We start from the raw sequence: 22,360 nt of genomic DNA on the forward strand, positions 1-22,360 counted from the left end.
CCTGATCGGAATCGACGGGCTCCCCCGCATCACGTGAGGTGATGCGGGCGAGCCCCGGCAGGCCTGATCGAGAACTGCCCGAAGAAGCCGCACGATTACGCGCCCCCCTAACGCCCCCACGGTTTCCCAACACGCAGTCCCGGTAAGGGCTCTGATGAGCCATCATCGAATCGGGCGGGAAAAGTCGGGCACGCGGTGCCCGCACCATACGGAGGAGGCACCAAGTGCGTAGTCGGGTGCGCGCAACGGACGGGCGGCAGCTGGTGGTGGAGCATCTGGGAGACCCATGCGGCAGACCGGTCTTCCTGCTGCACGGAATGCCCGGCAGCAGGCTCGGTCCGGCTCCGCGCGGCATGGTGCTGTACCAACGCAAGACCCAGCTGATCACCTATGACCGGCCGGGCTACGGCGACTCCGACCGGCTGCCGGGCCGCTGTGTCGCCGATGTCGTTCAGGACGTACGGGCCATCGCGGATTACCTCGGGCTGGAGCAGTTCGCCGTGGTGGGCCGATCCGGTGGTGCCCCGCATGCCCTGGCCTGCGCCGCGCTGATGCCCGAGCGGGTCACCCGTACCGCCGCACTGGTCGCGCTGGCCCCCTGGGGCGCCGACGGCCTGGACTGGTTCGACGGGATGGCCGCCTCCAATGTGCTGGCGTACTCCACCGCGGCGGCCGATCCGGACGGGCTCGCGGAGTCGTTCATCTCGCGGTCCGCGGTGATCAGGAAGAACCCGGTCAGGCTCATCGACGATCTGCGCCGGGAGCTGACCGACTCCGACCGGATGGTGGTCGACGACGCCGGGGTCCGCACCATGCTGCTGCGCAACTACCGTGAGGGGCTGCGCACTTCGGCATGGGGCTGGATCGACGACGCGATCGCGTTCAGCCGTCCGTGGGGGTTCGACCCTGCGGACATCCCGGGTCCGGTGATGCTGTGGCACGGCGAGAAGGATGTGTTCTCGCCGGTGGGCCACTCCCGCTGGCTGGCCGAGCGCATCCCGAACTCCACCGTCGTGGTGGAACCGGCGGCCGCGCACTTCGACGCGCTGCACGTCCTGCCCACGATCCTCAACTGGCTGCTGGAGCCGGCTGCCTGCTGAGGAACGGACCCGGGAGAGACAGTAAGACGCAGGGAGAGACAAGGAGAGACAGGGAGCGTCCGGTGGCGGCCGGACGCTCCCGTGGCTCATACCGCCGTCGGTTCCAGTTCGCGCTCGAACCGGCGCTCGTCCCGGGCGATCCGGGTCATCGGGTGGTCTTCACCGAGCTGCCGCGACAGCTCGTCGGCCGTCTCCGTCCTCAGCCGCAGCGCCTCGTCCTTGCGCCCCATCGCATCGAGCGTGACCGCCATGTTCGACATCATGGCCAGGGTCTCCGGGTGATGCGCCCCGAGGACGTGCCTGAGCTGTCCTGACACCTTCCGTTCGGTCTTCAGCACGATTTCGAGATCGCCCCGTTCGGCTGTCGCATTGGCCAGATTCATCACGCAGAACAGGGTGTTGGGGTGCTCGTGCCCGTACACCTCCCGCATCGACGCGACCACCCGGGTCAGCACCTGCTCCGACTCCTCCACCGCGCCGGCCCCCAGCAGGTAGACGCCGAGGTTGTTCAGGGCGGCCAGGGTGTACGGGTGCTTCTCCCCCGGCACCTTCATGTACTGGTCGACGACCTCCTGCGCGGTGTCCCTGGCCTCGGACGCCTCGCCCGCCGCGAACAGGTCGGCCGCCAGATTGAGGTCACAGGCCAGCCACTCCGGGTTGGCGGTGGTGTACTTGGCCCGGTACCGGGCACGGGTGGCCACCGTGAGCCTGCGGGCGTCCTCCAGTCTGCCCGCCCGGCGCAGCGACACCGCCAGGCTCTTCGCCGCGCTCAGCGTGCCGGGGAAGGACCGGCCGAGCGTGGCCTTGTAGCTGTCGTACGTGCGGCTGAGGATGCCGACCGCGTCCTCGTACCGCCCGACGTCACGCAGGTCACGGGCCAGGTTCATGGCCGAGGAGAGGCTGTACGGGTGTTCCGCGCCGAGCACCTCGACCCGCCGGTCGAAGACGTCCTGGTCGATCTCCCTGGCCTTGGCGTACTGCCCGATGGAGCGCAGGGTGAACGCCAGGTTGTTGGCCGCTGCCAGGGTCCTCGGATGCGAATCGTGGAAGATCTGGTTGAACCCGTCGGTGGCCTCGGTCGCCAGCTCGATCGCCATGGTGTACTCGCCGAGCGTGCCGAGGTCCGTCGCCAGACTGCTGGTACTCATGTACGTGTGCGGATGCTCCGGTCCCAGGACCTCCCGCTGCGTCGCCAGGGTGATCTCGTCGAGCTCCCTCGCCTCCACATAACGGCCGCGCGAGCGGTAGATGTTGGCGAGGTGGAAGCAGAGGTAGAGGTACTGGATGTCCCGCTCCCCCAGCGTCTCCTTCCAGATGGCGCGCAGCTCCTCGCCGAGGGCCGCGGCGGTCCTGAAGTCACCTCGCTTCCAGAGATAGCGGACCCGGTCGATCAACAGCCTGCGGGCCTCGGGCTCCTTGCAGTTGCGGGCGTCGGACGGGACGAGGTGCGGCCAGAGGGTGGCGAACTGCGGCCAGGTAGCGGGGTTGTCGATCGGCTCGTCCTCATCGGGCCGGGCACCCGCCAGGATGCGGTGGACGGCATGCCGGGCGTCGCGCTGCTCCTCCTCGCTGAGCTGTGCCCGGATGACGGCCTGGACGAGACGGTGCACCTGGATGGAGTTGGAGACCTGGTCGACCTTGGCGAGGGCGAACCGGCCGATCTCCCGGATGACCCGGCCCAGCACGAGCTTCTCCTGGAGCGCGGCGTCGTACGGCTTCAGTGCCTCGATCATCTCCTTGCTGTACAGGAGGTTCCCCGAGATCGGCTCGGGGGCGAAGAAGGCACAGAGCTGGAGCAGCCGCACCGCGGCGGGCGAGCGCTCCTTGAGCCGTTCGATGGAGATGTTCCAGGTCGCTGCGACCGGCTGCGGGTAGCCGGCCGGCTGGTTGAGCGCCAGGACCTCGGGGGCCTGCTGCGCCAGCTGTTCCAGATAGGTGTCGATCGGGGTGGCGGTCTCCGCGATCCAGGCCGCCGCCTGTTCGACGGCGAGCGGCAGGTCACCGACGGCGGTGGCCACCTGGGCGGCGTCCTCGTCGCTCAGCCCCGGGGCCCGGCGCTGGAGGTGCTCGATGGACTCCTCGCGCAGGAAGACGTCGACGGGCAGTGCGTCGCCGTGCTGGGACCAGGCCTGGTTCCGGGAGGTGACCAGGATGTGTCCGGAGCCGCCCTGCGGGAAGTAGCGCCTGAGCCGTTCGGGGTCGTCGGCGTTGTCGAAGACCAGCAGCCAGCGGTCCGAGGGCACGCCGCGCCGCAGCAGGTCCACGGCTTCCTGGGAGGCGGCCGCCATGTCGTCGCCGCCCTGGGCACCGAGCCGGACGGCGAGCTCGGCGAGCCCGGCCACCACGTCGTCGGTCTGCTCGGACGATATCCACCAGACCAGGTCGTAGTCGGCCATGAAACGGTGCACGTACTCCAGGGCGACCTGGGTCTTGCCGACGCCGCCGAGTCCGTACAGGGTCTGCGGCTGCGGCAGCACGACGGCCATGCCGCCGCCGAGCTGGTCGCGCATCCGCTCCAGGACCAGGGAGCGGCCGGTGAAGCCGGGGTTGCGCGGCGGCGCGTTCCAGATCCTGGGGACGGTACCGGGGAAGCGGGGTCCGGGCGACACACTGTCGGTCAGTTGTACGGGCCGGTCCAGGGCGCGCAACAGGGCGGCGGTGGCATGCACCTCGTCGAGCCGGAAGAGATCGACGGGGTTGCGGTCGATGTAGGGCGCGGACAGCCGTACGTCACCGACCCTGAGCGGCAGCAGATGACGCCGGCCACCGCCGGGGTCCTCCGCCACGGCACGCTCCCAGAGGTTCACCGCACGCTGCGACTTGAGGTAGGCGCTGGAGAGCAGCACCACGGTACGGGCCGCGTTCCCCGCGGCGGCAGCCGCCGGTTCCGGGGTCTCCCGCTCGGCGGACACATCGCGCGGTACGACGCGGAACCCGGCCCGGGTGAGCACGGATTCGATCCAGTCGGCCCACATCCGGTTCTCCGCCACATAGCTGAGGAAGAGATCGGCGGGCAGCGCGGGCCTGCGCCGGGTGAACGCGTCACGGATGCGCAGCCGTACCTCTTCGCCGACCGGCGGCATCGAGGTGATCTGCTGGTCGGTGATGACGGAGGTGAGCCGTTCGAAGGCGGAAAGCAGGGAGTTGGTGAGACCGGCCTCGTCGCCGAAGGTCGCGAGGGTCTCCTCGTAGGCGTAGTAGGGGCGGTACGGAATCTCCACCGCGCCCCAGTAGGCGGTGAGTTCGTCCCCGGACAGATCGCGCGGCAGCCGGTCGAACTTCAGCCGGGCCAGCGCCCGTCCGGCATCGGCCTTCTCCTTCTCGCCCTCGTCGATGCGCATCGGGACGGGGAAGATGGAGATGGGGCGGCCGGTGTAGCGCTCGGAGATCTGCCGGGCGACGGAGGCGGCGCCGTCTATGGACTGGTCGCTGAGGGTGAAGCAGTCGACGAGGACGTCGGGCAGGTGGACGGTGCAGATGTCGGCGATGTCGCTGAGGCCGGTCCGGCTGTCGATGAGGACGTAGTCGTAGTTGGCCTTCATGTCGTCGCGCAGGGCGTCGAAGAAGTGGCCGCCGCCGAGCCGGTCGTAGAAGTTGTCCCAGTCGAAGGTGGAGACGGTCGCGGAGTATTCGCGGTTCTGCCGCCCGGCGGAGACGAAGTCGAGGGTGCCGCCGTGCGGGAACTCCCAGCCGAGCGCCTCGGGTGTGAGGGAGACGGCGTGCGGCTGGATACGGGCGTAGTCGCGGTGCCAGTCGTCGGCGCGCTGGACGGGGCTGGTCGCGGCCCACGCGTACTCGGTGATCAGATCGATGACGCCGGTGGTGGCACCGAGTGTCGACGGATCGAGGAACGGGTGGAAGAACCGGTGGAGCCCCGGTGCCTCCAGATCCCAGTCGACGGCCAGTACCCGTTTTCCGTTGGCGGCGAGTATCCAGGCGGTGTTGGCCAGAGCCATGGTGCGCCCGGTGCCGCCCTTGTACGAGTAGAAAGTGACGATGCGCCCGTCACGACTGGCCGTCATCCGTGTCCTCCGCATCCGTCGCAGGGTCGTGTGTCTCGGGGGTGTAGTACGTCTGTGCCATCGGCCCCATCAACCGTGTCCGTTCGGTGTGCCCGCCGCCGGTGGCAGGTGGGTAGACCGCCGCATGTCTCAGGTACTGCTGGGCCGCCACCTCGACCACCTGCGGCAGGATCTGCCCGAAGGCCTCCATGCTGGGTACGCCCTTGGCAGCGGCGCGGCAGTAGGCCCGCCCCTGGCGCATCTTGGTCGGCATGGTCTGTTCGAGCTTCTCGGTCAGTTCGGCCTCGGCCGCCCTGCTCTCGTGGTCCTCGCGGTTCCACGGCACGACCATCGTCACCCAGGGACGGTTCTCTGCGTCGAAGGCGGCGAGCCGTCGGCGACGGTCCTCGTCCTGCAGGGCCCACCGGTCGACGAGCAGGATCTCCGGTCTGCTGGGCGGCTGTTTGCCCTCCGGGTGCCCGGACTCCTCGTCGAAGGAGGAGATGGTGGCCTGGTAGTTGAGGGAGCGCACCAGGTCCTCGGCGACATAGGCCAGGGGACGGGCGGCGGCCGGGTGGTAGGGGTTCCAGTCCTGCGGGTTGTCGCCGTAGTAATCGGCGTTGCGCCCCTCGGGCAGGTCGTGCCGGGTGGGAGCGGCAATGGTCACCTGCATGGGGCGGGGGCCGCCGGCTCCGCTGTTCGGCGGACCGAAGGCGCTGGGGGCCAGCCGGTAGTCGACCGGGCGGCCGGTGCCGATCCGTATGGTGTCCGCGACGTTGACGATGCGCTTGGCGAGTTCGTACACCGCGCGCTCGTACTCCTCGGTGAAGAGCTTGAGTTTGATCAGTCCGTAGAGTCCGTCGCTGACGTAACGGTCCCCGAAGTCGCGGTGGTTGAACTGTAATCTCTCGGCGGGCCCCGGGAGTTGGCTCGGTGGTACCGGCACCCAGAGCGCCGGGACGATCGCCTCGGCCGGCTGGTTGGAGCGGGCCCGGTAGTGAATGGCGCGCTGGGCGAAGGCGTACCACTCCTTGCCGCACATCTCACTGGCGAAGTAACGCGGCGAGAACAGCGGAACGAACACCCGGCAGGTGGCGAGCACCTCGCCGAGCCGCTCCGACCAGCCCTCGCCGGAGCGTATCTCGCGGTCGATGAACCCGGCGGGCGCGCCCGCGGGCAGATCGGTCATGGCCATCACATGGCCGCAGAGATCCTGGAAGAGCCGCTCGACCCACATGTCGGGGTCCGTTCCACCGCCGTACCCCGGTGTATGTGCATAACTCAAGAAGAAGTACGGCCGATGGTCCGCCGCTCGCTGCTGCGTTGTTGCGTGCACACGACCCCCGTCCTGTGTGAGCACCCGCACCCGAGGATTGAAGTGAATGCGAGCGAATTCATCATTCCGGAGCGGACGTTGCTCCACCCCCATGGCGTTCGGTCATTCAACGCCGGTTTTCAGTCATACGTTCCCAGGTTCAGTCGATCATTCCTTGATCGAATCAGGTCTGCGTCTGTTCCTCCCAGTTGTCCTGTGCGTACCGACGGCCCCGACTAAACCGGAATGCGAGCCTCAGAGCTCTTTTCGCATCTGATCCAGCAGCCGCTTTCCACTGATGGTCAGCTCGGCGGCACCCTCCAGCGTGTCGAGGGCCTGCGGTACGCCCTCCAGATAGCTCGGCTCGAAAGCCCCCAACGCCATCCGCTCATAGGTGTCGGCCAGCAACCGGGAAAATGGAACTGGTTCTTCCTGCCAGGGCATCCGATGTTCCCAGGAGCCGTCTGCCGCGTAAAGATCCGTGACATCGCGAAGCGCCCGCAATTCGGCCCGCCGGAAGCCCCGCAGCAGCGCGAACGCCAACTCCTCCGCGCTGCCGTCCGGACAGACCCCCAGAGCGCCGTATCCGTGCCGCCCGACGGCGGGCTCCGCCGGGGCCAGACGGGTCAGCGGTGTGAGGGTGGTGAGGCGGCCCGCCATCTCCCCGGTACGCCCGGGCGCCTTCGCCTCGATCAGCGTCCACGCCTCGCCGGTCCTGGCCTCCAGGCCCGCGGCGGCCCGGTCGTCGAGGGCGTCCGCGGCGGGCACGGAGAAGCATGTGCGGTACGGGTCGAGGTCGTCGAGCACGAGGCCGGGCGTCGAACCGGGCGTCGCGAGCCGGCGCAGCGGCCGCCAGCCGGGTCCGGCCACCTCCGGCCGTACGACCCTCAGTTCGGCCGCGTCACTCCCTTCCTGCCGGACCAGGAAGCCGTCCTCGGTTGCCCGCACCAGCGCCGTGCCCTGCTCCCCCGCATCCGCGATCCGCAACTCGCCGAGACCGGGCAGGAAGATCCTGCCGCCCGAGAAGGTCACCCGTACGGGCAGATCGAGGCCGCCCCGTACGGCGGCGGCCGCGAGATACACCGGCATCCGACGCGCCACCCGCATGGCCCCGGACCGCTCCTGGGCCAGCTCCATCGCGTACAGCAGCCAGCTGCGGGTGTAGGGGTGGGCCAGCACCTCGTCCAGACCGCGGGCCCCCTCCTCGGACGCGTCGATGGTGGCGGCCAGCTCCCAGACGGCCGCCCACTGCTCGCCGCCGCGCCGTCCGATGTCGGCGTTCAGCCGGGCGAGCAGGGTGCGGGTGAGGTCCTGCTGGGCGGCGAGCAGCTCGATGGGCTCGGCCACCGCGGGTGCGACAAGGGCCGCTGCGCTGCGCGCCTCGATGCCGCGCACCAGGGCCTCCAGATCGGCGCAGTACACGGACGGGTTGTCGAATGCGCCGGACGGCCCCGTGGAGCGGTACCGGTGGGTGTAGAGGCCGCCTCCGCACGAACGTACGACCGGGCATCGGCGGCAGGTCTCGCTGACGCCGGCCAGTCCGAGCTGGCGGGCCCGCACCCCGGGGTGGGCCGCGACCTCGTCGAAGGTGTGGGTGAAGACATCGAATCCGGTGGCCGCCGCGCCTTCGTAGGCGCTCTTGAGCGAGTCGACCTGCTCCAGCTGGCCGTCGGTCTCGACGACGACGAGGTCGGTGGGAGCGAGCCCCAGGGACTCGGTGAGGCTGGGGCCGCCGCTCAGCGTGGACAGCACCGAGGAGAAGAGCCGTACCGGCACCGGGCGCCCCTGCTCCTGCCAGCGGTCGAAGACCGCGAGAAGCCAGTCGGCGTAGGCGGTGGGTGAGCCGTCCGGGCGGGGCGGCGGCTCGTCCCAGGTGGCGTGCGGAAGCAGGAAGTCGATGAGCGGCGGGTCGAGCTCGGTGAGGGCGTCGAGGACCGCGCGCGGGTCGTTCTCGATGTCGACGGTGCACAGGAGCCCGAGGTTGAGATGGCGGTAGCGCTCCTGCTGGAGCAGCTCGACGGCCTTGAGAACCAGGGGGTGGCTGCTGCGTCCGTCGGCATAGCGGCGGTGCCGGTCGTTGGCGGCCCGGTCGCCGTCCAGGGAGATGCCGACCTTGACGTCGAACTCGTCGAAGAGGTCGAGAAAGCGCGGGCTGAGCTGGAGTCCGTTGGTATGGATACGGAGGTCGAGCTCCGCGATGCCTTCGAAGGCGGAGGTCAGCTCTTCGCAGACGCGCCGCAATCGGGCCGGGCCTGCCAGTAGAGGCTCCCCTCCGTGCAGGATCACTGACACGGAGGGCAGTGCATGTGTCTTGGCATGCTCGGCCAAGCGCTGAGCAGTCCGGAAGATGACATCATCAGAGATTGTTCTCGGACGGGTTCGCCAGCTCTGATCTGCATGTTCATAGACATAGCAATGGTCACAGGCAAGATCGCACCTGCTGTGAACCTTGAGAACGACTTCACGGAAAGGGACCAGGGGTCCTGTCATTCCGCCAGTCTAGCCAGCCCGAAGGGGTGGTCGGGGCATTGGTTCGGAGCGCCGAGGCGTCGGTTCAGAGTGCCGAGTTGAAGGTCGATGCCTGGGTGGGGCGACCGGCTGACGCGGCATGCACACGACCGAGCTTCCGGGCAGCAGTAGTGCCGCGGACATCGATCTCGGCGAGCGGCACACGATTCTTCTTCGCAACAGCGAAGGAGGGGGAGGATTCAGAGGTCTTCACGGCCGTCCTTGAGGGGATTTGTTCCGATGGAATGGTTCCAGACAGGAATGCAGCAACGGTATCTTCACCATTGCAGTGTCCGGCGGCACGACTTTACTCTCATGGCCTCGGTTGGCAACTGAGGACGCCCACTTGGGACAAGAGCGTCATGTGGGACCGTCCCGGATCGAACGGAACCACCGATTCCACCATTGAGGTGACGACATAACCGCAGACGGGAGTGAACATGACGGCGATTCCCGGACCGCTGCAGAGCATGGTGTTCAGGAACGCCGACCTGCCGGCGCTGTTCCATCACACGGACGCGATCGCCATCGCAAGCCAGCGGGAGGCCGTGAACACCACCCGCGTCCAGCTGATTCTACTGGTCATCGGCGCGATGCCGGCCGCGGTGCCCTGGCACCTGGAGATAGGTGACTCGTTTCAACTCACCGATTGCATAGGCGTGTTGGCCTATACGGGTGTCCTGATCACGATGTACCTCACCGCCCAGCGCAAAGCAAAGTCGCAATGGCAACTCAACCGCTCGGCAGCAGAGTTCATCAAGTCGATGTGCTGGCGTTACTCGGTGCACGGCTCGCCTTTCGACACCACCACCCAGCACCCCGAGGCGGTGTTCGCGAATCGTCTCGAAGAAGGTCTTCAGGAGCTCCGGAAGGTGGGGTGGGCCGACCCCCGCGACCTGACGGCGGATTCGGGCGGGCTGATAACGGACTCCATGCGCGAGTTACACAACAAGGCATTCACCGTGCGCAAGGAGACGTATGTACGGGACCGGCTGATCGAGCAGCGCAGTTGGTACCGCAGGCGCCAGGAGGTGTCCCGGCGGGCCACGCTCGTCTGGTCGACCACCATTGCCGCACTGGCGGCGCTGGCCCTGGTGTTCGCGCTGCTGCGGACGTTCTCCGTCACCCAGTCCTTCGCCCTGACGGGGGTGCTGTCGGCCGCCGCGGCGGCCTGTCTGGCGTGGAGCGAGATGCGCCGCCACCACCCGCTGATCTCGGCCCACTCGCTGGTGGAGCAGGATCTGGAGGCGATGCAGGTGGCGATGGAGACCACACTGACCGAGCGTCAGTGGCCGCGGGCGGTTTTCGAGACCGAGCGCATCGTCTCCCCGCAGCACACCGACTGGCTTGCCCGGCATCAGATGTGACAGGTAATCAGTCACGGTGGACGCGAGGTCACACACGAAGACGGCCGCGGGAACCGGTCAGGTGCGCTCCACACCCTCGCGCCAGATCACTGTGACCGGGCGGCCCAGGCTGCGGGCGTACGTCACGATGTCGCCCGTGCCGCCGAAGCCTCGGGCCGGCCTTCCGTCCCACACGGCGAGCAGCCGGTCGCAGTGGTCTGCGATGTACGCACCCGCCGCGTAGTACGCCTCGTCGGTGGAGTGCGGGTAGTCCAGCCGGACTTCCCGGACCGCCCGGTCCTTGAGGGCCCGGTAGCGGGCGAGTTCGGCTGCATCGGCGAAGCAGGATTCGTAGTCGCCGCTGGGGATGACCACGGTCAGATCCGCGCCGCGGGCCAGGGCGAGGTCGGCGAAGAGCTGGTCCGCCCCCACCGCCAGGCTGGAGAGGGCTTCCAGGGAGCCTTCGAAGCTGCAGAGCGCCGCCCGTAACCCGGCCAGCACATGGGCATGGGCCTCCTGCGGAATGCTGCGATGGCCGGTCACTCCGATGCGTTTCACGGACCTGGAACCCCCTGAGGTGTCTGCCGGGGGTTCCCGGAGGGCATCCCTCCGGAAGGCACAGCATCCGCCCCCGTTTACTCCTGCATGACCGACCTGCCCCACATCCTCTCAAAAGCCGCGGGGTGAACGGGAGCCCCCGCCCAGGATTCGGGCGGGGGCTCCGTCTCGGCCGACTGCGTGTTCCAGGGCCGGACCGGGGTGTTGGAGCGTCAGTTCAGGGTGACCCCGTACGCGCTGAGCGCCTCCGTGACCGGCTGGAAGTACGTGGTGCCACCGGAGCTGCAGTTGCCGCTGCCGCCCGAGGTGAGACCGATCGCCTTCGAGCCGGAGTAGAGCGGACCGCCGGAGTCGCCGGGCTCCGCACACACGTTGGTCTTGATCATGCCGTAGACGATGTCGCCGTTACCGTAGTTGACCGTGGCGTTGAGGCCCGTGACGCTGCCGCCGTGGACGCCGGTGGTGGAACCGCGGCGGGTGACGGACATGCCGACCGTGGCGTTGGCCGCTCCGGTGATGGTGACGCTGCCGACGGTGCCCGGGTGGGCGAGCGAGGCATTGTCGTACCGCACCAGGCCGTAGTCATTGGTCGGGAAGCTGGATCCGACCGTCGGGCCGATGCTGGTCGAGTTGGAGGAGTTGGTGTACCAGGGCGGGTTGCCGTCGGTGCAGTGACCGGCGGTCAGGAAGTAGTAGGTGCTGCCGCTGTGAACGTTGAAGCCGAGGGAGCAGCGCCAGCCGGGAGCGTAGATCGCGTCGCCGCCGGAGAGCAGTTTGCTGAGCTTTCCGGCGGTGCGCTCGATCCGCACGGCGCCGGCGTTGGCTCCGACGGACTGCTTGATCTGCTTGATCTCGGCCTGCGAGACCCTGCTGTCCGCGGTGACCACGAGGGTGTCGGTCGCCGGGTCGATGCTCCAGGCGGTCCCCGCGACATCGGCGCCCAGCACGGCGTCGCTCGCGGCGGAGAGCTGTTTGGCGCTGAACGTGGTGGCGGTGTCGGCCTGGGCCGTGGGGACGGCGAGCGCGGCGACGGCGACCAGGCCTGCGGCGATGGCGACAGCCCTGCTGCGTCTTGCGGTGCCGCTGAGGGGGGTGGTGCGCTTGATCCTCACTTTTCATTCCTCCCGAAAGGAAATCGGGGGTCCGCCTGTGGGGTGGTCGGACCCGTGAGGCGCAGTCGTTCGCACGGCATGCCCGCAGTGCGGAATGCCGTGTTCCTGACAAGCGCTGCTCGGGAGTATTCAAGGCGTCAACTTCTGGCGCAAGAGGGCCTTCTGGCCTGAACTTGTCCGGCTGTACGGGCGTCCCCGGCAGCACATGGACTGCCGGGGACGTCGTCCCGAGGGATGTGGCGTTGCGTCAGCCGTCGACGCGGTTCCGCTCCCCCGCCTCGACGGCGATGGAAAGGGTGTTGCCGGGCGGCGGGAAGGGGCAGATGAAGTGGTCCGCGAAGGCGCAGGGCGGCAGCAGCGCACGGTTGAGGTCGACCGTCACACTGCCGTCCTCGGACGGGGCCGCGGGCCGCAGGAACCGGAAGCGATAGCTGCTGTTTCCACTGGTGGCATCTGCGAAGACCGCCCAGAGCGAGCCATCGGGCTCGACCGCGACCTGCAGTGTGTGCTCCGTGCCGTCGATCTCGAAGACGATCTCGCCCGCGAGTCCGAGGCCGCGCTCGACTCCGTCGGCGTTCTCGACCCGGACCGTACGGGCGCTCTCGTACGGGCGGAAGGTGCCCGGCAGCGCCCAGCGGGCGTCGTACGGGGTGGCCTCGATGTCCCGGAAGGTGCGCCGCGCCACGGAGTCCGGGTCGAAGTCCCGTACCGCCCAGAGCCCTTCGCGACTCAGCACGACAAGCCGCCGCTCGCCGTGCGCGACGCGGGACTCGCCGATCGGGCCGCGGTCGGCGGTGAGGCGGACCCGGCCGGTGAAGGGCTTGCCGTCGACGCTCAGGCCGTCCGCGGCGGCGGCGCTGAGCACCAGCTCCTCGCCGTCCTCCCGCCACTGCCCGGGCACCCCTGGAATGTGGCCCTCCGGGTAGTCGGAGAGCCAGTGGGTGCCGGTGAGGGAGAGCGGTCCGTACGGTGCGGCGACCGTGGCGGTGCGCTCCTCGTGCCAGTGCTTCCAGTCCTGTGCCGCCTGCCCGGAATCGTGCGGCTGCTGTGCGTCCGTGCTCATGCGATCAACCTTTCCATACCGGCTCGGCGAGCCCGAGATGCGACCGCAGGGTGGGACCCGTGTACTCGGAGCGGAATACACCGCGCTCCTGGAGGAGCGGGACGACCCGGTCGACGAAATCGTCCAGGCCGCCCGGCGTGAGATGCGGAACGAGAATGAATCCGTCGGCAGCATCGGCGGCGACGAACTCCGTCAGCTGCGCCGCGACCGTCTGAGGGCTGCCGATGAAGGACTGCCGCCCGGTCGTCTCGATGACGGTCTGCCGGATGGAAAGACCCTTCTCCTTCGACAGCGCACGCCAGCGGGCCGCGACCGCGAGCGGGTCTCCGTGCCTGACCCGGCCCTGGGCCGGCGAGGACTCGGGGTCCGGGTCGGTCTCGGGAAGCGGTCCGTCGGGGTCGTACGAGGAGAGGTCACGGCCCCAGATCTGTTCCAGGGCCAGGAGCGCGTTCTGCGGGGAGACCTGCTGGAGGCGGATCTCGGCCGCCCTCTCCTGGGCCTCGGCATCGCTGTCGCCGAGTACGAAGGTGACCCCGGGCATGATCTTCAGCTCGTCGGCTTCCCGGCCGTACTTGGCCAGCCGAGCCTTGACGTCGGCGCAGAAGGTGCGGCCGGCCTCCAGGGTGCCGTGCCGGGTGAAGATGACATCGGCGGCGGACGCGGCGAACTCGCGGCCCTCCGGGGAGTCCCCGGCCTGGATGACGACCGGATGGCCCTGCGGGGAGCGCGGGACGGTGAACTCGCCCTCGATGCCGAAGTGCTGCCCGTGGTGCGCGAACGGGCGCGGGGTGCCGTCGGGGGCCCAGGTGTCCCACAGTTCACGGGCGGTGGCGACGAACTCGGCGGCCCGGGTGTATCGGTGGGCCCGGTCGAGATAGCCGCCGCGCCGGAAGTTCTCCCCGGTGAAGGCGTCCGAGGAGGTGACGACGTTCCAGGCGGCCCGGCCGTCACTGAGGTGGTCGAGGGTGGCGAGGCGGCGGGCCAGTTCGTACGGCTCGTTGAAGGTGGCGTTGACGGTGGCGGCGAGGCCCAGCCGCTCGGTGACGGCCGCCAGCGCGGCCAGCACGGTGAGGGACTCGGGGCGGCCGACCACGTCCAGGTCGTGGATCCGGCCGTTGTGCTCGCGCAGCCGCAGCCCTTCGGCGAGAAAGAAGAAGTCGAACTTGCCGCGTTCCGCCGTGCGGGCGAGGTGTTCGAAGGAGGAGAAGTCGATCTGGCTCCTGGAACGGGGGTCCGCCCAGACGGTCGTGTTGTTCACACCCGGGAAGTGGGCGGCGAGATGCATCTGCCTCGGTGCGGTGCTCATGCTCGTCCCCCTTCGAGGGCGTACCGGTTGGCGGGGCGGGCCAGCCCCAGGTGCTCGCGCAGGGTGCCGCCGGGGTAGAAGGTGCGGAACAGGCTGCGGTGCTGGAGCAGGGCCACCGTGCCGTTGACGATCCGTTCGAGGTCGCGCCCGGGGGTGATGGGTGTGAGGTGGAAGCCGTCCGCCGCTCCCCCGCGGTGCCACTGGGTGATCAGTTCTGCGAGGTCGACCGGTCCGCCCCGGTAGTACGAGCCGCCTGCGGCGAGCGGGGGTCCGCTCTCCAGCCCCGGTTCCGGGGCGGTCTCGGCGTCGCCGAGGTCGACGGTGAGCGCGACCAGGACCCGCAGGGTGTCAGGGTCGCGTCCGTACGCCGCGGCGCGCCGGCGCAGATCGGTGCGGATCGCGGCGGCCCGCTCGGGGGCGGGGGCACGGACGAGGACGACATCGGCGTGGCGGGCCGCGGTCTCACGGGCCGGCCCGCCCGCTGCGTCGACGACGGTGACCGGGTGTCCCTGCGGGGGCCGGGGCACGATGGCCGGGCCGCGGACCGTGAAGGAGGCACCCTCGAAGTCGACGTAGTGCAGCTTGTCCCGGTCGATGAAGCGTCCGGTGGCGACGTCCCGGATCTCGGCGTCGTCCTCCCAGCTGTCCCACAGCCGGGCGCTCACGTCGGCAGCCTCACCGGCCTCGCGCCACAGTTCGTCGGCGGGTGCTGCCGGACGCCGGCCGAACAGCCGGGCCTCGGCCTCGGTCGTCGACACATCAACATTCCAGCCCGCCCGGCCGCGGCTCACCCAGTCCAGGGTGGCCACGGCGGACGACACATGGAACGGCTCCGTATGGGTGGTCGTGACGGTCGGCACCAGACCGATCCGGTCGGTGGCGGGCGCGACCCGGGAGAGCACGGCGAGTGCGTCGAGTCCGGGCCTGGCGAACGAGTCGCCGAGGGTGACGAAGTCCAGGGCGCCGCGCTCGGCGAGCCGGGCGAGGCCGATGTAGTGCTCGTGGGTGTAGTGGGGCGGACCGCCGATCTCGGCGGCCAGGTGAAGAGGTGCGGTCGAAGGCATGGGTGTCACCTCTCGGGGCTCAGTTCTTGGCCTTGGGCAGGCCGGGCGGGTTGATCTCGGACTTCGCGACAGCCTCGTCGGAGAGCCCCCAGCGCTTCAGCACCTTGGCGTACGAACCGTCCTGCACGACGTGGTCGATGGCGGCCGCGTACGCCTCGACCAGACCGCTGCCCTTCTTCGTGGTGGCGGCGATCTCGCCCTGGAGCCCGTCGCCCGCGCCCGACAGCGTGCCGACGATCTCGGACTGGCCGACCGAGGCGACGTGGTAGTTGGTGGACGGGCTGGGGCCGAGGTAGGCGTCGATGCGGCCGGACCGGAGGGCCAGGTAGTAGTCGGTGTCCTTCTGGAAGTACTTGATGTCCACCGGCTTGCGCCCGGCCTTGACGTTCTGCTCGCTCCAGTCGACGAGGATCTTCTCCTGGTTGGTCCCGGACGAGACGGCGATCGTCTTCCCCGCCACGTCCTTCGGCTCCTTCACCTTCCAGCCGGAGCCCTTCCTGGCCTCGAAGGCGATGTTGTCGAGCCGGTAGGTCGCGAAGTCGTACTTCTCCTTGCGCTCCTCGGTGACCGTGACGTTCGAGAGAACTCCGTCGAACTTGGAACTGTCGAGACCGACGAAGAGGTTCTCCCAGGAAACCTCCTCGAACTGCGGCTTGAGGCCGAGCGTGTCCGCGATCAGGGTCGCCATGTCGATCTCCGAGCCGATCCGGGTCTTGTCGTCGGTCGCGTAGAAGCCCAGTGGCGGCGAGGCATCGGCGCTCGCGCCCAGCCGCAGCGTGCCCCGCTTGCGGATGGCCTCGGGCACCTTCGCCGCGATGGCGTCGACCTTCGCGCCTCTGATCCGGTGCTGGTCGGGACCGATATTGATACCGGTGCCCTGCTGCCCCTTCTGCTTCGCCTCACTGGTGGCGGCGTCACCGGCACCGCAGGCCGTGAGCAGTCCTGCGGCCGTGAGGGTGGCGAGTGCGGCGGAAAGGGTGCGGCGGACGGACACGTGCGTACTCCTTGAAAAGAACACTGAAGGGAACATGGGCGGAGTCACAGAACCTTGGAGAGGAAGGCGCGGGTGCGCTCGTGCTCCGGACGGTCGAGTACGTCGCCGGGGGCGCCCTGCTCGACGATCCGTCCCTCGTCCATGAAGACGACGGTGTCGGCGACCTCGCGGGCGAAACCGATCTCGTGCGTGACGACGATCATCGTGGTGCCCTGGAGCGCCAAGTCCTTGATGACGTCGAGGACTTCGCCGACCAGCTCGGGGTCGAGCGCCGAGGTCGGCTCGTCGAAGAGCAGCAGCTTCGGTTCGAGGGCCAGCGCGCGGGCGATGGCGACCCGCTGCTGCTGCCCGCCGGAGAGCTGCTTGGGGTACGCCCCCGCCTTGTCGGCGAGCCCGACCCGGGCGAGGAGCTTCTCCGCGGCGGCGACGGCTTCCTTCTTCGGGCGGCCGAGGGCGGCGACCGGGGCCTCGACGATGTTCTCCAGCACGGTGAGGTGCGGGAAGAGATTGAAGTTCTGGAAGACGAAGCCGATCCGGGTGCGCTGTCGCAGGACCTCGCGCTCGCGGAGCTCGTACAGCTTGTTGCCGTCCCTGCGGTAGCCGACCAGGGTGCCGTCGACGCTGATCCAGCCGTTGTCGACCTTCTCCAGGTGGTTGATGGTGCGCAGGAGCGTGGACTTGCCGGAGCCGGAAGGGCCGAGGACGACGGTCACTTCTCCGCTGCGCACGGACAGGTCGATGCCGCGCAGCACTTCGAGGCTGCCGAAGCGCTTGTGGACGGAGCGGATCTCGACCATGGCGTCCGCGGATCCGGTGGTGTCGGTGGTGGTGCTGCTCATCGCGCGGTCCCCTTGGCGTAGTGACGTTCGACGTAGTACTGGAGGACGGAGAGCACGGTGGTCAGGAGGATGTACCAGACCGTCGCGACCATCAGCAGGGGCACGACCCTGCCGTTGCGTCCGTAGACGACCTGGACCTGGTAGAAGAGTTCGCCGATCGCCATCACGGAGACGATCGAGGTGCCCTTGAAGAGCGAGATGATCTCGTTGGCGGCGTTCGGCAGGATGGAGCGCATCGCCTGCGGGAGCACGATCCGCCGCAGCTGCCGGTGCCGGGGAATCCCGAGCGCGGCGGCGGCCTCCAGCTGGCCGCCGTCCACCGCCAGTACACCGCCGCGGACGATCTCCGCCGCATAGGCGGCCTGGTGCAGCGCCAGTCCGAGGACGGCCGCGCTCATCGCGCCGACCAGGTTCATCGTGTCGAAGGAGAAGAAGCCGGGCCCGAACGGGATGCCGAACTGCAACTCCTTGTAGAGATAGGCGAGGTTGAACCAGAAGAGCAGCTGGACGATGAGCGGGATGGAGCGGAACGCCCAGATGTACGCGTAGGCGACCGCGCTGAGGAACGGGCTGGCCGACAGCCGCATGAAGGCGAGGACGATGCCCAGCGCGAAGCCGAGGACTGTGCCGTAGAAGGTCAGTTGGAGGGTGACCCAGACGGCCTTGAGGATGGTTCCGGCGGTGAAGAACTGGACGAAGACGTCCCACTCCCAGCCTGGGTTGGTGACCAGGCCGTGCAGGAACTGGGCGAGTACGACGGCGGTGGCGGCGACGGCGACCCAGCGCCAGGGGTGTCGTACGGGGACGACGGTGAGCGCGTCGTGGTCGGCGGTGGTGGGCGCGGCGACATGTGGTCCTGTCGCCTTGCCGATGGGTGGATCGCTGGTGAGGGACATGAGGCGTCCTTGAGCTGCAGGTGTACGAGGGTGGGGTGGGGCTTCGCGCGGAGCCGGGGTCAGGCGCCGAGGGAGCCGTCGCTACAGGCGAGGTCCCGGAGGAAGGTGAGCGCCGTGCGCGCGGTGGCGTCGTTCTGCCGGAAGGCCGGGCCGCCGGTGCGCGGCCGGGTGAACGCTCCGCCGGCGCGCGCGGTGGTGAACGGGCCGAGCGCGAAGCGGCGCGGGTGCGGACGGCCGTCGCGGCCCAGGATCCGGCCGTTGTCGGGGTCGACCGAGAGCAGCCCGGTGCCGGTGGCGGCGGCCCCGTCCTCGTACAGAGCCTGGAGCAGTGGGCTGCGGGTGCGTTCCAGCGAGGGGTCCGGCAGCCGGGCCTCGACCAGGGCGCGGGCCTCGATTTGCTGCCCGGGCACGGTGGCGCTGCCGGCCCGGAAGACGCCGCGCCGTTCATCGGCCTCGACGGTCATTCCGGCACCGAGGAAGCGGACGACACCGGCCCGGGAGAGCGCGAGGAGCTGGTGCAGCCGGGGTCCCGGCGGGCCGGAGGCGAGATAGCTGAAGAAGCCGTGCCACCAGCCGCCGATGTCACCGAGCCGGATCAACTGCCCGTAGGCGGACAGCAGTCCGAGGAAGACGGCGAGGTCCGGGCTGTGGGCGGGGTCGTGGCGGCGTTCCAGGTCGGCGGCGATGTAGCCCCGCAGCCACTCCTGCAGTGTGTCGTACGAGGGGTGGCGCACCCCGTCCAGGGGGTGGTCGAGCGCTTCCAGGTCGAGCCGGTCGGCGGGGTCGGGGACGGCGGCCGACACGAGGGCGCGCAGCTCGGGGCCGGCCGGGTCCGCGGCGGCGTACTTCGCCTCGAATTCGGGCCAGTCGCCCGTCGTGCGCTCGGGGTGGGCGGTGAAGAGCCGGTGGTAGTGGGCGTATCCGAGCTCCTTGTCGACATGTGGCCACACATCGCGCCGGAAGTCGACCGGCTCGTCCGTCTTCAGCAGCGCCTCGGTCCGGTCGGGGCCGAGGAAGCGCGGCAGCGGCGGCCGTTCGCCCTGCCAGGCGTAGCCGATCTTGGAGTGGTACGGGACACCCCGGCGCGATCCGATGTGGAGCACGGGTTCTCTGCCGGACGGCACGTACTCGCCGTTCTCGTACCGTCCGCCACGGCCCTCGGTGAGCAGCACCATCAGATCGACGAAGGCGAGTCCGAAGCCCCGGACTATGACCGGTTCGCCCGCGGGCAGGTCGGTCAGATCGGTGTCCGCGGTGAAGTCGGGCGGCAGGTGGACGAGTCCGTGCCGGTTCGCGAAGTTGGCCAACTCGACTTGTTCAGGCTCTGGTTCGGCGTCGAGGTGGCCGATGGTGACGGCGACGAGATCGGCGGGGACCGGCTTGTCGTACCCCTCCAGCCAGACGCGCTGACGGCCTTCGCGCGGCCCGGTGACGCGCACGGCCCTGCCCCTGTGCCAGTGGACCGTGATGTCCTTCGGAAGTGCGGTCACGGCCTGCTCGTACACCCAGCGCAGATAGACGCTCTGCAGTCGCCTGCTCGGGAAGTCGCCCGCCTCCAACGCCTTTATCTCAGACAGGAGTTGTGGATCGATGCCGCCCTCGTCCGGGAGCGCGAGACGCCCGTCCCGGATGTCCGCCGCCCAGGTGTGGAGCGCGGGCCCCGGGCGTATCGGCCCTTCCTGCTGGACCGTTTCGTCGGTGAACATCGTGACGTCCTCGGCCATGGAGTTCATCCAGAGCAGCGGCGACTGGTCGTGCCGCCAGATCCGTCCGCCGCCCGGCGGGTACGGGTCGACGAGATGGATGTCCAGCGGGCGGCCCTCGTACAGGCCGGGGGCGTTGGCGGCGATGCGCTCGATGAGGCCGGTGCCACGCGGCCCGGCGCCGATGACGACGAGCGTCGGTGACCGGCTCATCGGGCACCGGCCGTGCCGCGCGCGTAGTGCCGCTCGATGTAGTGCTGGCCGATGCTGAGCAACGAGGTGACGACGGCGTACCAGATGGTGGCGACCAGCAGCAGCGGGATGACCTGGTAGGTGCGGTGGTACACGAGCTGCACCGAGTACAGCAGGTCCTGCACGGCGATGATGCTGACGATCGAGGTGCCCTTGAGGGTGCCGATCAGCATGTTCCCGGCGGGCGGGACGATGGAGCGCATCGCCTGCGGCAGCACGATCCGGCGGAGCCGGCGCCAGGGTCCGAGGCCGAGCGACTGGGCGGCCTCGATCTGTCCGCGTTCGACGGAGAGGATGCCGCCGCGGACGACTTCGGCGGCGTACGCGGCCTCGTGCAGGGTGAGCCCGATGACGGCGACCGTGACGGGGCCGAGGAGGTTCACCGTACGGACGCCGAGGATCTCCGGGTAGAGCGCGCCGATGTTGAACCAGAACAGCAGCTGGACCAGGATCGGGGTGGACCTGAAGAGCCAGACGTATCCCCAACTGACCGCTCGCAGAACGCGGTTGCCGGAGAGCCTGAGGACGGCGAGCAGCGTGCCGAAGGCGAAGCCGAGCACCATGACCAGCGCCGTGAGCCAGAGGGTGAGACCGAGGCCGCGCAGGACTGCGGTGGTGGTGAAGTAGTCGGCGACGACATCCCATTGGAAGGCTTCGTTGCGGATGACGGAGTTCAGCGCCAGGGCGAGGAGCGCCAGGGCGACCACGGCCGCCGCCCACTGTCCTGTCCTGCGTACCGGGACGATGCGGAGCCGGTCGGCATCAGCGCTCTTCGTGAGCGGGGCGGGGGGAGACGGAGGGCGGGTATCTGTCTGCGCGGACATGCGAAGGCTCCGTGGATGCAGAGATCGAACACGGGGCGCGCCTTCAGCAGAAACACAACGTGGACCGGGCCCCTCAGCACCGGTCCGCCTCCGAGGTAAGCGCTGTTCACTGCGTGTTGTCAACCTTGTCCACACTGTGAGTCGTACGTCTCAGTTCAGTTGACGGACCGCTGGATGCCTGTTCCACTTGGGCCATGCATTCGCAGCAGTGGCTGGTCAAGCGCTCCCACATCGACTTCGGTCGCGTGTGGTCCTCCTCCTGTTGAGCTGACCCCCTGCGTCTTTTCGCGTCTCTGCCTCGCGCCGTGTGCGGCGCCTGAGCACTGTTCCCTGCGTGCCTTCACGTACACAACACCGCTCCGCCCTCCCCTCGCTCCGCCGTTTCCCCGCTCCGCCGAATTCCTTCGCCACGACCGTGGTGTCGCTGCGCGCTGCCCTGCTGCCGCGCTTTCGTGCCTGTTCACGGCCGATGAACCTGGAGAACCACGCCTCATGTCCCGAACCCGGCACTCCGCTGCCTTCGCGCTGATCACCGTCGCCACTCTCGCCCTCACCGCGTGCGGGTCCGGCGATCCGGCGGCGGCACCGGCCGGCGCCGCCGGGACCGCGGCAGCCAAGGGAAGGATCCCGACGACGGATGTCGTGTCGTCGGTGCGCAAGGACGAGGCCGCGGCGAAACTGCTGCCCGCCGGTGTCCGTGCCTCCGGCACCTTCACCATCGCCTCCAGCATCGGCAGTCCGCCCGGCGCCACCTACCTCGAGGACGGCAGGACGGTGGCCGGTACGGACATCGACCTCGCGGACGCGGTGGCCAGGAAGCTCGGGCTGAAGCCGAAGCGCGAGGTGGCCTCCTTCGAGGCGATCCTGCCGGCGCTGGGCAGCGGGAAGTACGACGTGGGCACCGGGAACTTCGGGGTGACCGAGGAGCGCCGCAAGGCGATCGACTTCGTCACGTACATCAATGACGGCCAGGGCTTCGCGGTCCGCGACGACAGCAAGCTGAAGAAGGTCACCGATCTCACCCAGCTCTGCGGCCTGACCGTGGGCACCGGCGCGGGCACCACCTTCGAGGTGACGCTGGAGGAGAACAGGCACCTGTGCTCCGACGCGGGCAGGAAACCGTACGAGGTGAAAACCTACAGCGACCAGGGCGCGATCTGGGGCTCGCTCCAGCAGGGCCGCAGCGATGTGGTGATGTCGACCATCAACGGGCTGCGCTACGCGGTGGAGCAGCAGGAGGGTGTGCGCTTCCTCAATGAGTTCAAACGCCTCGACGTCGGCTTCGCCTTCAAGAAGGGCACCCCGCTGGCGCCCGCCTTCCAGGCCGCGGTGAACGGCCTCAAGGCGGACGGCACCTACGACCGGATCCTGAAGAAGTGGGGCATCAGCGCGTCGGCGATCAAGACCTCTCAGATCTCGCCGCCCGAGATCAAGTGATCCGGCCCGGGCCGGGGCGGCCAAGTCCCGCCCGGCCCGCGA

At 69.1% G+C, this 22,360-nt stretch carries 17 protein-coding genes; 3 read left to right on the top strand and 14 right to left on the bottom strand.

Annotated features, from left to right (window positions below; translation table 11 throughout):
• Positions 1 to 224: 224 nt before the first annotated feature.
• Positions 225 to 1,100, top strand: a complete 876-nt coding sequence (locus ACIPEK_RS11805) for an alpha/beta fold hydrolase (RefSeq protein ID WP_401993906.1) — start codon at positions 225 to 227, stop codon at positions 1,098 to 1,100.
• A gap of 86 nt (positions 1,101 to 1,186) precedes the next feature.
• Here the strand turns inward: ACIPEK_RS11805 and fxsT are convergent, their stop codons facing one another.
• The 4 genes from fxsT to fxsA all read right to left on the bottom strand — a co-directional run bounded on the left by fxsT (position 1,187) and on the right by fxsA (position 9,138).
• Complete coding sequence (gene fxsT, locus ACIPEK_RS11810; protein WP_383072329.1) at positions 1,187 to 5,122, bottom strand: FxSxx-COOH system tetratricopeptide repeat protein; 3,936 nt, start codon at positions 5,120 to 5,122, stop codon at positions 1,187 to 1,189.
• A complete protein-coding gene (fsxC, locus tag ACIPEK_RS11815; RefSeq protein WP_401993911.1) occupies positions 5,106 to 6,437 on the bottom strand; it encodes an FxsC protein in 1,332 nt (443 codons plus the stop codon). Before fsxC ends, fxsT begins: the two co-directional genes overlap by 17 nt.
• Positions 6,438 to 6,671: 234 nt before the next feature.
• Positions 6,672 to 8,906, bottom strand: coding sequence for a radical SAM/SPASM protein FxsBH, inactivated beta-hydroxylase extension form (fxsBH, locus tag ACIPEK_RS11820; RefSeq protein WP_401993914.1), 2,235 nt, complete (start codon positions 8,904 to 8,906; stop codon positions 6,672 to 6,674).
• Positions 8,907 to 8,970: 64 nt separating this feature from the next.
• Complete coding sequence (fxsA, locus tag ACIPEK_RS11825) at positions 8,971 to 9,138, bottom strand: FxSxx-COOH cyclophane-containing RiPP peptide (RefSeq protein WP_401993917.1); 168 nt, start codon at positions 9,136 to 9,138, stop codon at positions 8,971 to 8,973.
• A 226-nt stretch (positions 9,139 to 9,364) separates the two neighbouring features.
• Between fxsA and ACIPEK_RS11830 the strand changes: the two genes are divergently transcribed.
• Entirely contained in the window at positions 9,365 to 10,291 is a 927-nt protein-coding gene (locus ACIPEK_RS11830; RefSeq protein WP_401993920.1) for a DUF4231 domain-containing protein, read from the top strand.
• A 57-nt stretch (positions 10,292 to 10,348) separates the two neighbouring features.
• Here ACIPEK_RS11830 and ACIPEK_RS11835 read toward each other — a convergent pair whose 3' ends face one another.
• From ACIPEK_RS11835 to ACIPEK_RS11880, 10 genes are all read right to left on the bottom strand, one after another.
• On the bottom strand, positions 10,349 to 10,828 hold the full coding sequence (locus ACIPEK_RS11835; RefSeq protein ID WP_401993923.1) for a hypothetical protein: 480 nt from the start codon (positions 10,826 to 10,828) through the stop codon (positions 10,349 to 10,351).
• 212 nt (positions 10,829 to 11,040) lie between these two features.
• Positions 11,041 to 11,940 carry a S1 family peptidase gene (locus ACIPEK_RS11840; protein WP_401993926.1) on the bottom strand — a complete coding sequence of 300 codons (900 nt, stop codon included), beginning with the start codon at positions 11,938 to 11,940 and terminating at the stop codon, positions 11,041 to 11,043.
• A gap of 247 nt (positions 11,941 to 12,187) precedes the next feature.
• The gene (locus ACIPEK_RS11845; protein WP_401993929.1) at positions 12,188 to 13,003 is read right to left on the bottom strand and encodes a DUF1684 domain-containing protein; all 816 of its coding nucleotides are present in this window, start codon (positions 13,001 to 13,003) and stop codon (positions 12,188 to 12,190) included.
• A gap of 4 nt (positions 13,004 to 13,007) precedes the next feature.
• On the bottom strand, positions 13,008 to 14,309 hold the full coding sequence (locus ACIPEK_RS11850) for an NtaA/DmoA family FMN-dependent monooxygenase (protein WP_401993932.1): 1,302 nt from the start codon (positions 14,307 to 14,309) through the stop codon (positions 13,008 to 13,010).
• Positions 14,306 to 15,373, bottom strand: coding sequence for an LLM class flavin-dependent oxidoreductase (locus ACIPEK_RS11855; protein ID WP_401993935.1), 1,068 nt, complete (start codon positions 15,371 to 15,373; stop codon positions 14,306 to 14,308). Before ACIPEK_RS11855 ends, ACIPEK_RS11850 begins: the two co-directional genes overlap by 4 nt.
• Before the next feature lie 19 nt (positions 15,374 to 15,392).
• Positions 15,393 to 16,367 carry an ABC transporter substrate-binding protein gene (locus ACIPEK_RS11860; RefSeq protein ID WP_401993938.1) on the bottom strand — a complete coding sequence of 325 codons (975 nt, stop codon included), beginning with the start codon at positions 16,365 to 16,367 and terminating at the stop codon, positions 15,393 to 15,395.
• Positions 16,368 to 16,411: 44 nt separating this feature from the next.
• On the bottom strand, positions 16,412 to 17,164 hold the full coding sequence (locus ACIPEK_RS11865; protein WP_401994061.1) for an amino acid ABC transporter ATP-binding protein: 753 nt from the start codon (positions 17,162 to 17,164) through the stop codon (positions 16,412 to 16,414).
• 38 nt (positions 17,165 to 17,202) lie between these two features.
• Positions 17,203 to 18,102 carry an amino acid ABC transporter permease gene (locus ACIPEK_RS11870; RefSeq protein WP_401993941.1) on the bottom strand — a complete coding sequence of 300 codons (900 nt, stop codon included), beginning with the start codon at positions 18,100 to 18,102 and terminating at the stop codon, positions 17,203 to 17,205.
• A gap of 59 nt (positions 18,103 to 18,161) precedes the next feature.
• Complete coding sequence (locus ACIPEK_RS11875; protein WP_401993944.1) at positions 18,162 to 20,018, bottom strand: FAD/NAD(P)-binding protein; 1,857 nt, start codon at positions 20,016 to 20,018, stop codon at positions 18,162 to 18,164.
• On the bottom strand, positions 20,015 to 20,881 hold the full coding sequence (locus ACIPEK_RS11880; protein ID WP_401993946.1) for an amino acid ABC transporter permease: 867 nt from the start codon (positions 20,879 to 20,881) through the stop codon (positions 20,015 to 20,017). The genes ACIPEK_RS11875 and ACIPEK_RS11880 overlap by 4 nt, the downstream gene beginning before the upstream one ends.
• A gap of 492 nt (positions 20,882 to 21,373) precedes the next feature.
• Here ACIPEK_RS11880 and ACIPEK_RS11885 point away from each other — a divergent pair, with 492 nt between their 5' ends.
• A complete protein-coding gene (locus ACIPEK_RS11885) occupies positions 21,374 to 22,318 on the top strand; it encodes an ABC transporter substrate-binding protein (RefSeq protein ID WP_401993949.1) in 945 nt (314 codons plus the stop codon).
• The last annotated feature ends 42 nt before the right edge of the window (positions 22,319 to 22,360 follow it).

The sequence above is a fragment of the Streptomyces sp. NPDC088246 genome, assembly GCF_044741025.1.
Taxonomy (GTDB): domain Bacteria; phylum Actinomycetota; class Actinomycetes; order Streptomycetales; family Streptomycetaceae; genus Streptomyces.